At 68.4% G+C, this 14,936-nt stretch carries 12 protein-coding genes; 1 reads left to right on the top strand and 11 read right to left on the bottom strand.

The window, feature by feature from the left end:
- Positions 1–221: 221 nt before the first annotated feature.
- From PX701_RS05970 to PX701_RS05930, 9 genes are all read right to left on the bottom strand, one after another.
- Positions 222–1,049 (bottom strand): alpha/beta hydrolase fold domain-containing protein, encoded by an 828-nt coding sequence (locus PX701_RS05970; RefSeq protein ID WP_275505773.1) that lies wholly within the window; start codon positions 1,047–1,049, stop codon positions 222–224.
- A 13-nt stretch (positions 1,050–1,062) separates the two neighbouring features.
- A complete protein-coding gene (locus PX701_RS05965) occupies positions 1,063–2,466 on the bottom strand; it encodes a GH1 family beta-glucosidase (protein ID WP_275505772.1) in 1,404 nt (467 codons plus the stop codon).
- Positions 2,463–4,823, bottom strand: coding sequence for a beta-glucosidase family protein (locus tag PX701_RS05960; protein ID WP_275505771.1), 2,361 nt, complete (start codon positions 4,821–4,823; stop codon positions 2,463–2,465). Before PX701_RS05960 ends, PX701_RS05965 begins: the two co-directional genes overlap by 4 nt.
- A 68-nt stretch (positions 4,824–4,891) precedes the next feature.
- Positions 4,892–6,229, bottom strand: a complete 1,338-nt coding sequence (locus tag PX701_RS05955) for a family 4 glycosyl hydrolase (RefSeq protein WP_275505770.1) — start codon at positions 6,227–6,229, stop codon at positions 4,892–4,894.
- 19 nt (positions 6,230–6,248) lie between these two features.
- The gene (locus tag PX701_RS05950; RefSeq protein ID WP_275505769.1) at positions 6,249–7,208 is read right to left on the bottom strand and encodes an N-acetylglucosamine kinase; all 960 of its coding nucleotides are present in this window, start codon (positions 7,206–7,208) and stop codon (positions 6,249–6,251) included.
- 61 nt (positions 7,209–7,269) lie between these two features.
- Complete coding sequence (locus tag PX701_RS05945; protein WP_275505768.1) at positions 7,270–8,058, bottom strand: 6-phosphogluconolactonase; 789 nt, start codon at positions 8,056–8,058, stop codon at positions 7,270–7,272.
- 37 nt (positions 8,059–8,095) lie between these two features.
- A complete protein-coding gene (locus tag PX701_RS05940; protein ID WP_275505767.1) occupies positions 8,096–8,902 on the bottom strand; it encodes a carbohydrate ABC transporter permease in 807 nt (268 codons plus the stop codon).
- A 2-nt stretch (positions 8,903–8,904) separates the two neighbouring features.
- A complete protein-coding gene (locus PX701_RS05935; protein ID WP_275505766.1) occupies positions 8,905–9,804 on the bottom strand; it encodes a carbohydrate ABC transporter permease in 900 nt (299 codons plus the stop codon).
- Positions 9,805–9,883: 79 nt separating this feature from the next.
- Positions 9,884–11,221 carry an ABC transporter substrate-binding protein gene (locus tag PX701_RS05930; protein ID WP_275505765.1) on the bottom strand — a complete coding sequence of 446 codons (1,338 nt, stop codon included), beginning with the start codon at positions 11,219–11,221 and terminating at the stop codon, positions 9,884–9,886.
- A 15-nt stretch (positions 11,222–11,236) separates the two neighbouring features.
- On the opposite strand from PX701_RS05930, the gene PX701_RS05925 reads away from it, so the two are divergent.
- Entirely contained in the window at positions 11,237–12,112 is an 876-nt protein-coding gene (locus tag PX701_RS05925; protein WP_275505764.1) for a GntR family transcriptional regulator, read from the top strand.
- Positions 12,113–12,170: 58 nt separating this feature from the next.
- Here PX701_RS05925 and PX701_RS05920 read toward each other — a convergent pair whose 3' ends face one another.
- Both PX701_RS05920 and PX701_RS05915 read right to left on the bottom strand, forming a co-directional pair.
- The gene (locus tag PX701_RS05920; RefSeq protein ID WP_275505763.1) at positions 12,171–12,959 is read right to left on the bottom strand and encodes a GNAT family N-acetyltransferase; all 789 of its coding nucleotides are present in this window, start codon (positions 12,957–12,959) and stop codon (positions 12,171–12,173) included.
- A 142-nt stretch (positions 12,960–13,101) separates the two neighbouring features.
- On the bottom strand, positions 13,102–14,790 hold the full coding sequence (locus PX701_RS05915) for an amidohydrolase (RefSeq protein WP_275505762.1): 1,689 nt from the start codon (positions 14,788–14,790) through the stop codon (positions 13,102–13,104).
- Between the last annotated feature and the right edge of the window lie 146 nt (positions 14,791–14,936).

Below are 14,936 nucleotides of genomic sequence, written 5' to 3'. Positions count from 1 at the left end.
TCCCATCGACCCACTATCCCGCCGGTTGGTACAGGCGATCCTGCTCGTGCTGGGACACGTGCCTCGCCCTCACCGAGGAGACGAAGGACCCGCGTCGCCTGCCCGGCCGCGATCCTCACGAAGGTCATCCTGCTGATCGCCTACGTCGGCATCAGCGTCGTCGCGATGACGTGCTCCGCGCGGGGCCGGGTTACCGAATGCCCGGCTGATATCCAGGAGTGTCAAGCGCCATGCGGGTTCCCTGTACCGACTGTTTCGAGCCAGCGCGTGATCTTGAGGATCCCCTGCTCGAAGTCTCCGCTCAGAGGATCGTTGAGGAATCCATGCGACGAGCCGGGAACGACTGTCTCCGTCACGCAGACGCCGAACGCTCGGAGTTGTTCCGCGAAGCGCCGGCCCGACGCGCGCAGGCTGTCACGCTCGGCATCCAGGATCAGCGTGGCGGGGAGCCCTGCTGGGTCGCCGGCTCCTGGAAACACCTTCGGGTCGGCGAGGAGGCTCCGCGAACCCGCGTAGTTCAGCGTCATGCGCTCCACCCACTCCCCGGCCTGCGCGCCGGACGGGGACAGCGGATGATCGGGCTCGGCCTCAGTGGGTACCGGCAGGCTCGCATGGAACACCCCGTAGGCGAGAACCAGCCCCAAGGGAGGCACGCTGCCTTCGTCGCTGAGCCGCGCGGCGACGCTCGCGGCGATGCAGGCTCCGGCGCTTGCGCCGCCCAAGAACGCCGCACCTTGCTGCGCGAGGTCGAGGAAGGCGGCCGTCACATCGTCCTGCGCGGCGGGATAGCGCCCCGGCGCAGGTCCCAGGTCGAGCGGTCCGTGCTCCGGCCACGGCGGAGCCAGCCGATACTCCACCGTCCGGACCAGCCGCCCGCCGGCGGCGAGCCGACGGGCGACGGCATCGGACTCGGGCATGTCGATGCTGCCGCCGGCGAAACCGCCCCCGTGCACCCAGAGCAACGCGGCGCCCTGCGGGTGCTCGAGTATGTAGTCACGAACGGGCGTCCGTGAGTCCGCGAGCTGTCGGTCGTGCACCACGAACCTCACCGAGACTCCATTCCTACGCCCCGATCGGGAAGTGCGCCTCATGATGAGCGTCGAGCACCTCACGGTATGCCGCACCCGACTGCTTCACCGTGCGCTGCTGTGTTCCGTAGTCGACGCCGACGATGCCGAAGCGTTTGCCATAACCCTCCGCCCATTCGAAGTTGTCCATGAGCGACCAGGCGAAGTACCCCCGTAGCGGCATCCCAGCATCGGTGCACCGGGCCGCCGCCGCAAGATGGTCCAGGAGGTAGGCGACCCGGGACGGATCGACGATCGATCCGTCGGCGGCCGGCTCGTCGGCCCATGCGGATCCGTTCTCCGTGATGTAGATCGCCTTCGGGGCGTAGCGTTCGTGCGTCTGGGCGACGATGTCGGTGAGCCCCTTCGGGTACACCTCCCAGTCCATGGCCGTGTAGGTGCCATCGGGTCGAGTTTCCCGAGCACGAGTCACTGGGACGGAATCGTCACCCACCACCACGGCTCGCGAGTAGTAGTTGATGCCGACGAAGTCGATCGGTTCGGCGATCGTCTCGAGGTCGCCCGCTTCGACGGGGATCTTCTCGCGGAAGAGGTCCTCCGTGAGCGGGTGGTACTCGCCGTGCGTGATCGGGTGCAGGAAGAGCCAGTTGCGGTAGAGGTCGTTCCGCTCGGCTGCCGCGATGTCCTCGGGCGCGGGAGTCGCCGGCTCGGTCGGACTCATGCTGAGCGCGATCCCGACCTCTCGTTCGGTGGGGAGCGTGGCGCGGAGCGCCTGCACGCCGAGGCCGTGCGCCAGCAGCGAGTGGTGCATCGCGCGGACGGCGCTGTCCTCGGACGTCAGGCCCGGGGCGTGGACACCGGCGAGATGCCCGAGGAAGACGTACACCCACGGCTCGTTGAGCGTCATCCAGTGCTGTACCCGGTCGCCGAGCCGCTCCGCGACGTGCGTGGCGAACTCCGCGAATCGGTGTGCTGTGGAGCGATCGGTCCACCCTCCGACGGTTTGCTGCCACTGCGGCAGGTCCCAGTGATAGAGCGTGACGAACGGATCGATTCCGCCCGCCAGCAGTTCGTCCACGAGTCGGTCGTAGAAGTCGAGTCCGGACCGGTTCACGATGCCGTACGGCGAGGGAACGACGCGGGGCCACGCGATCGAGAAGCGGTACGCGCCGAGGCCGAGGTCGCGCATGAGTGCGACGTCGTCGCGCCACCGCCGGAAGTGGTCGTCGGCGACATCGAGCGTGTCGCCGCCCGCGACGGCGCCCGGCACGCGGGCGAACGTGTCCCAGATGCTGGGAGTGCGGCCCCCTGCGGAGACGGCGCCTTCGATCTGGGGCGCGGCGGTCGCCGCACCCCAGACGAAGTCGGCAGGGAAGCGCCCGCCGAGATCACGGGCGCGTGCCGTCAGCACGGCGGGGAGATCAGGGATGCCGCTCATCCGGCGTGTCCCTGAACGAAGCGGGACGTGCTCGAGCCCTGCAACTCGGCATCGGGGATCAACGCCGGGATCGTCGGATCATCTGGGAGCTCGATGACCTCGGACAGACGGATGTCGCGCGAGGACGCCCCGACTTCGACGCGGAACTCGCCCCCTTCCCTGCGCCAGAGCCCGAGGCGGCCGTCGCCGCGCTCGGCGACCGAGTCCCAGTACGCGAAGTCGCGGCTCTCGAGCTCGAACACGACGCGGGTGGACTCCCCCGGCGCGAGTCGGACCTTCTCGAACCCCCGCAGCTCGCGGACGGGACGGTACACCTCGGCGTCGGGGTCACCGACGTAGAGCTGCACGATCTCGTCGCCGGCGACAGGCCCGTCGTTCGCGATCGTGACCGACGCGAGAACGAGTCCGGCCGCGGCATCCGCGATCTCGACCGAGAGGTCGGAGTACTCGAACGAGGTGTACGACAGTCCGTGACCGAATGGGTATCGCACCGACCGGTTCAGAGCGTCGTACCAGCGATACCCGATGAACACTCCCTCGCCGTAGAGCACGGTGCCACGTTCGCCGAGCCAGTTCGGCTGGCCGGGTGTGTCCTCGAGGGCGACCGGGAAGGTCTCGGAGATCTTGCCGGCCGGGTTGACGCGTCCGAAGAGGACGTCGGCGACGGCGCCGCCGAGTGCTTGCCCCGTGAGCCATGACTCGACGACCGCATCGACGCGGTCGTGCCACGGGTCCATCGTGACGGCCGTGCCGTTGGAGAGGACGACCACGAGCGATGCGCCGGTGCGCTCCCGGAGGTCGGCGAGGCGACCGATGAGGGCGACCTGGTCTTGCGGTAGGGCGAGAGTGTCGCGATCGTTGGCCTCCTGCTCGAAGGCGAGCGGCAGGCCGCCGAAGACGACGATCGTCTCGGCGGCTTCGGCAGCGGCGACGGCCTCGTCGATGAGCCGCGCTGCGGTCGTTGAGACCGGGCCGTTCACGGCGTGCTGCACGGCCTCGGCGAGCTGGAGTTCTCGTGCGAGGGTCGCCGAGCGGCGTGCGACGGTCGGGCGCTCCTCGACGAACTCGACCTCGTGCGCGGCGAGGGTGGCGATGTTGTCGTCCTGGTACGCGTTCTTGGGCAGGTAGACGTAGCCGGGCGCGTAGACGACCCGTTCCCCGGCGATCGCGCGGATGGCGTCGAGCGGCGCGTCGACTCGGGTGGGATCCACGCCCGACGAGCCACCGCCCTGGATGCGGGCGTGCTCGGCGAAGGCGCCGACGACCGCGACCGTGCCGGTGGCGTCTTCGGCCAGTGGCAGGGCAGCAGCGCCGTGGGGTGCGGGTTCGTTGCGCAGCAGGGTGATGCACGCTGCGGCGGCTTCACGCGCGAGCGCATGGTGCTCGTCCGCGCGCAAAAGCTCCAGTTGCGCGGGAGTGAGGCGGTCACCGGCCTTATGACCAAGACGCATTACGGGGCCGTCGACGAGGTCGGCACCCGGGTAGGCGCGCGCCACGAGACGCAACACTCGACGGGCGGCTTCGTCGACCACCGACTCGTCGAGCTCACCGGCGCGCACCGCTGCGACGACGTCGGCATCAGTGCGGCCCTCCGTGCCCGGCATCTCGAGGTCGAGCCCCGCGCGGACGGCGGCGACGCGGTCGTGCACGGCGTTCCAGTCCGAAACCACTGCGCCTTCGTAGCCCCAGTCCTCACGCAGCACCTCGGTCAGCAGCCAACGGTTCTCCGAGGCGTGCACACCCCGCAGGCGGTTGTACGAGCACATGACCGTCCATGGGTCCGCTTTGAGAACCACCCGCTCGAATGCGGCCAGGTAGGTCTCGCGAAGCGTCCGCTCGTCGGCGACGACCGAGATGCGGGTACGCTCGATCTCCTGGTTGTTCGCCGCGAAGTGCTTGAGCGACGTGCCGACGCCGGTCGACTGGACTCCCACGACGTACGCCGCACCGAGCTCGCCCGAGTGCATCGGGTCCTCCGAGAAGTACTCGAAGTTCCGGCCGCAGAGCGGTGAACGCTTCATGTTGACCCCCGGGCCGAGCACCACCTGGACGCCTTGCGCCCGCGCCTCCTCGCCGATCGCGGCTCCGACGCGGCGCATCAGGTCGCGGTCCCACGACGCGCCCATCGCCGACGCGGTCGGGAAGCCCGTCGCCGGTACCCACACCATGTCGACACCGGTCTCCTTGCGCAGTCCGTGGGGGCCGTCACCGACCTCGATCGGCGGCACCGGGTCGGTCAGCTCCGGGCGGTCGATCGGCTGTGTGAACCAGTCATCGCGCCCCGAGAGCAGCGACGCCTTCTCCTCGAGCGTGAGCTCTGACAGTGCGGTGTCGACGTCGAACGGCGGGAGGGTCATGTTTCTGCTTTCTGGTGGAGGTCGTGTTGGCACGGGCGCGAGCCCGACGTGGGCCCGCGCCCGGATGCTCAGGCCAGCGGGGGCAGGGCGTCCTTCTGGAGTTCGAGGAACTCATCGAGCATTGCGACTGCGCGGTTATGGTTGTCGACGATCGGGTCGAGGAGGATCGCCTGCAGCAGCTTCGCCTTGGACTGCTCGACGTAGGCCTCGACGAGCAGCTTGTGGATCGATCCCTGGAGGCGCACCATCGCGAAGATGCCCTCGGGGAGAGCCTCCATCGGCAGGGGCACCAGGGTGCCGTTCTCAGCCCGCGCGGGCACCTCGACCACCATGTCGTCGGGGAGACCCGGGATCGCCCCTCGGTTCGGGATGTTCACCGCCGGGAGCGGTCGCTCGACGCCGCAGGCGACCCACTCGATGATGGGGATCGCGAGCTCTTCCGAGGCTTCGAGCGGCTGGTCTTCGAGCGCGCCGCTCGGGCGCGGAGCATGGAACGGACGGTCGGTGTCGGCGAGCCCGATGTGGTAATGCCACTCGGGCGTCGATGCGCCTTCACGCCAGGGCGAACCATCGCCGGGGTCGTTGAAGTACTGCAGCTGCGCGGGCACGTAGTCGTCGGCCCACGAGATGTACTCGCCGATGTGGTTCGCGCTCGGCGACGGCCACAGGCCGAAACGGCGGAAGAGAATGCGGGAGAGCCCGATCTCGTGCCAGTCCGACACCCAGTTCGCCTCGTGCTCGAGCTCGCGCAGTCGCGGGTAGAGATCTTCGCCCGTGACCTTGTCGCGGACCGCCTGGAACCACGTGAAATGGTTGATGCCGGCGGCGGGCAGCTCGAGCTGATCGCTCGGAATGTCGAGCAGCGCCGAGATCTGCCGTACGCCGTAGAAGTAGCCGTGGCAGAGCCCGACCACCTTCACCGAGGTGAGCCGCGAGATCGCCTCGCAGACCTTGTGCTCCGGGTTCGAGAAGTTGAGGAACATCGCGTCGGGGGCATGTGCCTCGATCGCACGTGCGATCTCGAGCAGCGGGCCGAACTGGCGAAGGGCGTGGAAGAGGCCGCCGGGGCCGCCGTTCTCGCCATACACCTGCTTGAAGCCGTACTTGCGCGGAATCGTGAAGTCCTGCGACCAGTAGTGGTAGCGGTCGACCTCGATCGCGGTGACCACGAAAGCGGCCCCGGCTACGGCGTCGTTCAGGTCGGTGGTCGCCGAGACGGTGGCGGCATGGTCGAGCCGCTCGATGAGCTGTCGGGTGTACGTCTCCATCTCCGCGAGCGGCTCGGCGGCGATGTCCATCAGCACGATCTCGAGGCCCTTTTCGGCGATGGGCTCGCTCAAGAGGAGGTCGCGGACGATCTTTCCGGCGAACTCGCGGCTGCCTGCTCCGATCAAGGTGACTTTCATGTGCGCGAACGCTCCGTTCTCAGGGGTTGTTGGTGGCTTCTCCGGCGATGCCGCGCGCGAGTGCGACGGCGCCCATCACGGGCGACCGGGAAAGGATGTGCAATTTGACGTCGACATGGTGCCGTACGAGGGCCGACCGCAACGCGTTCTGCAGGCGGGGCTGGCGTTCGATCACCGAGCCGCCCGCGACGACGGCATTCGTTCGGACGCCGCGCGCGAGGAGCCGGTCGACGAGTCCAGCGAGTTCCTCGCCCGCGTTCCGGATGATGTCGGCGGCGATCACGGACCCTTCGTCCGCGGCGGCGAACACCTCGGGCGCATGAACCCCCCAAGCCCCGGCCGACGCGACCCGCGTGACCGCGAGCGCGAGTTCGACACCGTCACGGGCGGCGAAGGCGGCCAGCAACCGTTGCCCGAGCACGTCGATCGCCTCGCCCCGGTCGAGATGGGCCAGTACGGCCCGAGTGGCATCGCGCACGAGGGCGGGCGCACTGCCCTCGTCACCGAGCAGCCAGCCCCAGCCCCCCGCCGTCAGTAGTTCGCCGCCGCCGTCGCGGGCCGTTGCGATCGATCCCGTGCCGACCACCACGCCGATCGCGCCGTCCACGCCCATGGCCGGAGCCATGAGCTCCGAGTCGTTCACCACGACGACGGGACCGGTGAAGAGCCGGCGGAGCACGTGCTCGAGCTCGTGGCATTGGTCGGTGTTGTCGCAGCCGTGCGCCCCCACCGCGAGCGGCGCTGACAGCACTGACTCGCCGAGATGGCCGACGAGAAGGTCTCGCAGTGCGACACCGTCGGCGCGGAAGTCCCCGAGCGCACCCCGCCAGGAGACCGAGGGGACGACGAACTCGCGGGTCCGCCAGCTCCCGGCAGCTTCGACTGGTGCGACCGCGACCTGGGTCTTGGTACCGCCGATGTCGACGGCGACGACGTGACCCGACAGTGCCGTGCCGTCGCCCGCGATCGGGAGGGTCATGTCAGGCTCCTTGATGTGCTGCTGAGATCGGCGAGGTTGCCGCCGGTCCTGTCGAATCGGGTCAGACCGGAAGGGCTGCGGCCTCACGATCGACGAGCAGCTCCGCATTGCGGCACTCGGTGACGATCGTGGCCGGCCAATCCGCTTCGTACGATTCCGCCGTCGTGATGCGCGCGAACGCCTCGCGCTTGTGCTCGCCGCACAGGATCATCGCGACCTCCGCGGACAGTCGCGCGATCGTGTCGATGCCGACCGTGACGCCGTTGCGCGGCACCATGTCGAGATGGGTGAACTCGGGGAATGTGCCCATGTTGTCGCGGCGGGTCGCCTCGCCGAGGTCGACGATGTGCGTCTTGGTCGCACGAGGGGTGCCCGGCTGATTGAACGCGATGTGGCCGTCGCTGTCGCCTGATGCGAGCAGGAACAGGTCGATGCCACCGGCCGCGGCGATGCGCGCATCGAACTGTTCGGGAGCCTTCGGATCCGCAGTCCACAGTTCGGTCGGGGGCACGGTGCCGGCAGCGGCGCAGGCCCCGGCGATGGGCGCGAGGATGTCGCGACGGGCGAAGCCGAGACACGAGTACGACGCCTCGGGGTCGACGATGTGGAACTCGCCGCGCGCATCGGGAACGACGTAGTCGTCCATCATCACGATGACCAGTCGGGACAAGTCGCTTCCCTCGGCGGCATGACGCGTGAGGGCGGCATAGACCGGCGACGCCGTACGGCCGCTCGGGCAGCCGAGCAGGAAGGGGGCATCGCCCTTCGCCGTCATCCGGTCGACGATGCGCGCCGCGAGGAGGTCGCCGATCGCGTTCGCGGTAGGGAGGATATGTGGTGTCAGTTGCACGTTGTTGCCTTTGCTTGAGATTCGCGTCCGAGCGCGGTCATTCCTTGATCGCCCCGGCGAGCATGCCCGAGATGAACTTGCGCTGGAAGATCACGTAGAGGATGAGGACCGGTGCGGCGACGATGAGGCCGCCTGCCGCCATCAGGTTGATCTGCGTGACGTACTTGCCCTGGAAGACGCCGAGGGCGACGGTTGCGGTCTGGTTGTCGCCATGGAGGAACACGAGCGAGAGGAAGTAGTCGTTCCAAGTCCACATGAAGCTGAGCAGGACCAGCGTGTACACCGCCGGCATGAGGTTGGGCACGGCGATCGACCAGAGCATCCGCATCGGCCCGGCACCATCCAGTGAGGCCGACTCGAAGATCCCGCGCGGCAGGGCCCTGAAGGCCGCCCGCATCCAGAAGATCCCGAACGGCACACCCATTCCCAGGTGGATGAGGATGACGCCGAGGAGATTGTCGGTCAGCCCGAGAGTCCGGAACTGGTAGTAGAGCGGCACGATGATCGCTTCGAGGGAAATCATCATCCCCAGCAGGATCAGGGGGAAGAACCATCGATCGCCGATGACGCCCAGGACGCCGAACGCGTATCCTCCCATGAGCGCCAGGATGACGCCGACGACCACCACGGAGACGGTGATCACGAGCGAGACCGTCATGGAACGGGCGAACTCGGCGTTCTCCCAGGCGGTGACGAAGTTGCCCCATTGCAGATCGGCGCTCGGTCGCCCGGCGCGGTCTGGGCTGAGGGCCGCGGCCAGGAACGTGCCGACCGGCCACAGCACGACCAGTGCCAGTAGGCCGAGAATGAGATAGTTCCAGATCTTCTCCGCACGGGAGGACATGTTCACTCCTTCTCCGAGATGCGGGTGATCACGAGCGCGATGACGAGGCAGAGGACGGCCATGACGACCCCGATCGCGGCGGCTTGGCCGACATTCGGGTTGACGAAGGCCGCCTTGTAGAGCGCGACCGCTGGAGTCAGCGTGGACGTGCCCGGGCCACCCCGAGTCGTGATCCAAATGAGGTCGAAGGCGCGCAACGCGGCGGTGATCGTCAGGGTGAGGGCGACGGCGAGCTGACCGCGCAGCCCCGGGAGGGTGACCGCGAAGAACTCGCGCACGGGGCCGGCGCCGTCCATGCGGGCGGCCTCGTACAACTCCGGGGAGATCGAAGACGCTCCGGCGATGAACAGCACCATGCAGAAGCCGAACGTCACCCAGGTTCCGATCAGTCCGACGGCGGGCAACGCCCAGGTGAAGTCTCCGAGCCAGTTCTGGGCGAGTTCGCCGAGGCCGACCGCGCGCAGGGCTTCGTTGATCGGACCTTCAGGTGCGTACATGCGCTTGAAGATGAGCGCGATGACCACGCTCGTCAGCACCTGCGGCAGGAAGAAGATCCACCGGAACACGGCCATTCCGCGTCGGTTCGCGCTCGTGATCATCGCCGCCGAGAGCAGACCGAGCGCGATCGGCAGAATCGCGAAGAAGACGAGGAGGACGAGCACGTTCCCCAAGGTCGAACGCAGCACGGGATCGGTGAAGAAGTTCACGTAGTTCTGGAGACCCACCCATGTGGCGCTGCTGAACCCGTCCCACTTGTAGAACGAGTACTGCAGTGACTGCAGCAGCGGCCAGAGCACGACGGCCGCGTACAGCAGCAGCCCGGGCGCCGCGATCAGCAGCCCGACCCGACGCGTCCTGCGATTCGCGTGCGAACCGCGGCGCCGCTTTCGAGGGAGCAGCATCGCCCGAGTGGCCGTGGGGCCGCCGTCCGCTACCGAAGTCGCGGCGGCCCCAACCTGCGTGATGCTCATCGTCCGTTGCTTACTGCGCCAGGAAGGCGTCGCGGTCCGCATCCACGGCGGCGGTGAGGTCTTCCGGCGTGGTCTTTCCTGCGAGCAGGAGCTGCGTGTTCTGCGTCAGGATGTCGAGCATCGTGGGGCTCGCCCAGTCGAAGTAGGGCACGTATCCGTCATCGGCATCGAGCGTCGCGGTGGCCGCGGCTTCGCCGCTCTGGCTGAGCACATCGGGGATGGTGACCTCGTTGAGCATCGGGACAAGGCCGAGGTCGACTGCAGTCTGGCTCGCGTCCTCCGACATGAGGAAGTCCAGGAACGCGGCGGCGACATCGGGGTGCTCGGCCTTCGCCGAGATCACCATGGCGCCGGGGGCTGCGCCAACGCCGACCGTGGTGTCGTCCGCTGCTTGCGGCAGTTGGATGTAACCGAACTGGTCGAGCTGGTCACCGCTCAGGCCGAGTGCACCGGTGTAGTCGAAGCGGAAGACGCCGTCTCCGTCGAGGAAGTCGGCCAGTGAGGTCTGGTAGTCGATGCCCTCGAAGTCCGGGGTCAGCCAGCCCTGCTCGTTCCAGTCCTCGAGTGTGGTGGCGGCGTCGGTGAGACCCGTCTCCTCCGCCGTCACGTCGGGGTCGCCGTAGACGAAATCATTGATGTCGGCTTCGGGGCCGTAGAGCGATTGGAGCCCCAGGAGGGCTGCGGTATTGCCGTCGAGTCCGCTGTAGCTGAACGGGATCTCGCCGGCCTCCTTCGCCGCAGCAGCGGCGGCCTCGAGCTCATCGAGCGTCGTCGGCGCCTCGATGCCGAGTTCCTTGAGCTTGGCGGCGTTGTAGTAGATGCCGATCAGCGATGCGCGGGCGGGAGGGGTCGCGAACCAGGAACCTTCGCCGATCGTGGTGAAGTCGGTCGTGAACTGGTTCTGCCGAGCGATCGTCGTCGGCACAGTGTCGTTCCAGTCATACAGGTCGGCGTACGCGTCGAGGTTGAGCACGAGGCCGGCCTTGGCGAGGGTCCCGAGGGACGACCATCCGTTGTTCGCGGATGCGATATCAGGCCCGCCCTCGTCCTGGAGCTGCAGGTTCAGCGTGCTCGTGAGCTGGCCCCAGTCCTCACGCGTTCGCTCGATGGTGACGTTCGGGTACTTCTCCTCGAACTGGTCGATGAGGGAGACAATCCACTCCTCCTCGGCCGAAGTCCAGAAGTCCGAGAGCTTGAGCGTGACGTCGCCGGCGGCGGCCACATCGTCTGAGACCGAGGTCGGCGCCGCCGGGCCTGGTGTGCTCGCCGCTGGGGCGCACGCGGTGAGCGCGAACGCCGCCATCGAGCCGATTGCGACCGCCGCGAGGCGAGTCTTCTTCGAGAACATTTTCACTCCGTCGTGGTGTGTGGGGACGAGAAACCTCATCAGGCCTGGTGCAGCAGCCCGGACGGCGGGGGGACCGTCACGGGCAAGCTACCACGAATAAACCAGTTATTCCAGTTGCGAACCAATACTCCGAAATCTTGCACCAGTCTCGACATGTGGTACCGTGTCGTCGTGACTCTCGCTGCCGCCGCCACGCAGGCCTATGACCAGCTCGCTCAGGAGTTGGACCAGGGCGCCTACGCCGCTGGAACGAGGCTGCCCGGCGAACGCGAGCTGTCTGCACGCTTGGGCGTCAGCCGCGTCACGCTTCGCGCAGCGCTCACCGCGCTTGAAGACGAGGGTCGCCTCACCCGCTCGGCGCAGCGCGGCTGGTTCGTTCCCGCCAATGTGGTCGGCGAGCCGCCGAGCACCCTGCAGTCGTTCACCGAGATGGCACGCGCCCGAGGGCTGCGACCGACGGCGCGAGTCCTCCGCCAGGAGGTGCGCCCGGCCACGTTGTCCGAAGCCGACACCCTCCGTGTCGCACCCACCTCCCCCGTGATTCAGATCGATCGGCTTCGCGGTCTTGATGGGCGTCCGGTGTGTTTCGATGTCGTCGTCGTGGCCGAGGAACGAGCGCCCCAGTTGGCCGATGCTCCACTCGACAACGCCTCGCTCTACGAAACGCTTCGCGAGCGCTGCGGTATTGCCATCCACCGCAGCGCGTACAGCGTCATGGCGGCCACCGCCGATGCGTCGATGGCCCGGCTGCTCGACACGGTCGTGGGCGCCGCCGTGCTCATCGGCGAAGAGGTCGCCTACACGACCGACGGCACTCCCATCCTCCTCGGCACGAACACGTACCGGGGCGACGCCTACCGATTCCAGGCCGACCTCTTCCGGCGAGCCTGAGCGTTCAAGATCTCGTTGCGAGGAGCCGGCTCTCGAGGGCAACTGCCGCATCGCTTCGTCAACGCCGGACCATTCGCTCCAGACAGGGCGCGAACCCGGCGGCGCGCAAGCTCATTCGAAACGACACCCCGCTGGGAGACGCCGGCATCACGACCTGAATGGTCCAGTAACCGGCACGCTGCAATGCATCGATCGCGTCGAGCGTGGCAAGCTGGCTGGAACCGGCCTCGATCGCTGAAGCGCTGAGTACTGCGATTCGATCGGACGACCGCCAAGTGTCGTCAGGACCTGGAACGATCGTCAACTGGAATCCTGCCTGCCCAACGAGTTCCGACAAGCTCGCAGGCGCCTGCTCGGTTCCTTTCCCGGCGGCTGGTCTTGACCGCATCCAGATCTCCGAGTGTGGCTCGAATCCATGCCGAAGGTAGAGCGACTTCGCTCGATCGTTTCCACTCATGACGTCGAGCGCGGCGACGAGGCCGCGTCGGCGCACCTCGCCGTCGAACGCCGCCATCAGTCGTGTTCCCAGGCCACTCCCCCGCGCGTCGGGAGCAACGCTCAGCGTCTCCAGCATCCTGCCCTCGGATCCGGCGACGAACTCGTCGAACGCTAAGGCGTACCCGATCGCCGTGGAATCCCGCCGGGCGATCCAGAGAGTGGGGTTCGCCTCCCCCGCGAATACACGCTCGTAGTGGGCGCGGCGAAGCGACCATGTCCGCTCCCGAGGAATGATGGCGAACCCGGCCGCGCCGATGGAGCGATGATGGTCGAACAGCGTCTCCCACAGCGGCGCCACGACGTCGATCGACTCGAAGCCGACTTCGGTGATGGTCGTCCTCGCGCTCACGAGCTCCTCCTTCGACGCTCTGGGCGAGTCATCTGTCCCTCACGATAGTTCAGCCGCGAGCGGTGTCCACCGCATTCTTCCCTGCTCAAGGGACGGATCGGGTTGGACCCACTATGGGGACGGGGTGCCGCCCACCACGGGCTCACCGCTCGTACACGATTTCGCCCCCGACCACGGTGACTGCCGTCTGCAGAGAGACGATCGCCTCGGCGGGCAGCTCGAACGGGTCGCCCGTGGCGACCGCGAGGTCGGCTCGCTCGCCGACCCGCACGCGGCCCGGGCGGCCGAGCACGAGCTCGGTCGATCCCGACGTGTAGGCCGCGAACGCCTGCTCGAGCGTGAGCGCCTGGTGCTCGGCGTCGAGGGTCGGCGGCAGGGCGCCGGACTCGGCGCCCTCGGGCAGCGGCGGCACCTCGACGCCGGGAGGCGGCGGCGCCCAGCGGTTCACGACCACGTGGATCGCGAGCCACGGGTCGGGCGGCGACACCGGCCAGTCCGAGCCCATCGCGAGCTCCGCCCCGCCGTCGGCCATCGCGCGGAACGGGTAGCCCGCGAGCATCCGCTCCTCGCCGATCATCGGCACGACGTACGGGTCGGGAGCGGCCCACAGGCCCTGGATGTTCGCGGTGATGCTGAGCGGGCCGAAGCGCGCGGCATCCCCGGGCTGCACCATCGAGAGATGCGCGACGTGGTGGCGCGGCGCCTGGCGGCCCGCCCCGGAGCCACGTGCGGCCCCGTTCGCCGCGCGCGCCGCCTCGATCGCGTCGAGCGCGACTCGGATGCCGCGGTCGCCCATGATGTGCAGGTGCAATGCGAAGCCCGCCGCATCGAGCTGGGCGACGAACGCCCGGATCACGTCCTCGTCGAAGTGCAGTTCGCCGGCGAACCCGTCGCCGTTGTTGCAGTAGGGCTCGAGCAGCGCCGCCGTCTCGCCGTGCGGCACGCCGTCGATCATCGCCTTCGCGGTCGAGGTCGAGAATCCCGCACGAGCATTCCGATCGCGCGACTCGACGAACTGGGCGACGAGCGCGGGCACTTCGTCGAGGTCGAGCCCGGGCGCGATCCAGAGCGCCCCCGAAACCGAACTCCGCAGCTCGCCCGAGGCGATGCCGCGCAGGTACGCGGGCGTGCAGTCGGCCTTGCCGTTGTACTCGCCGAGGATCGCCTCGTGCCAGCCCGTCACGCCGATCGACCACAGGTACTCCTGCGCGTTCAGCAGGCCGGCGAGCACCTCGTCCTCGGTGGCCGGCGGGATCACCCGTCCGACCAGCTCGGCCGCGGTCTCGTTGAGGTACCCGGTCGGGTCGCCGTCGGCGTCGAGGTGGATATGCCCGTTGTGCGGCTGCGGGGTGTCGCGATCGACGCCCGCGAGCTCGAGCGCCCGCGAGTTGACCCACAGCGTGTGGTGCCCGGCGTCGCTCAGCGCGACGGGGCGGTCGGGCACGATCGCGTCGAGCTCCTGCCTGGTGGGCGCCGGGAACAGCTCGTGGCTCCACCCGCCACCCGTGAGCCATCCGGCGTCGCTGCGCTCGGCGCCGGCGCGGATCAGCTCGAGCGTCTCCTCGACGCTCTGCGCCGGCGTGAGGTCGAGGCTCAGCCGTTCGACACCCGCGAACGCCGCGTGCACGTGCGCGTCCACGAACCCGGGGTGGATGACGCCGCCTGCGGCGTCGACGATGCGTGTCGCGTCACCGCGGAGCGCGAGCATGTCGGCATCGGCACCGACGCGCACGATTCGGTCGCCCGCGACGGCGACCGCGGTGTGCACGGTGCGCACGCGCCCGTCGAAGACGCGCCCGTTCACGATGACGAGGTCGGCGGGTTCGGTCATGTCGGTCTCGATTCTCTGCATCAAGCTCGGGGTTCGGGATCCCTCGGGCGAGGCATCCGGTCGGGTGACGCCGCCTCAGACGAGTCGGAACACGCGGATGATGACGAAGCCCGGCTCGGCCCGGGCGTACCCGACGAACTGGGACT

The organism is Agromyces chromiiresistens (assembly GCF_029167465.1).
Taxonomy (GTDB): Bacteria; Actinomycetota; Actinomycetes; order Actinomycetales; family Microbacteriaceae; genus Agromyces; species Agromyces chromiiresistens.
Note: the sequence above shows the minus strand (reverse complement) of the source record. Positions and strands in the feature narration are given on the sequence as shown.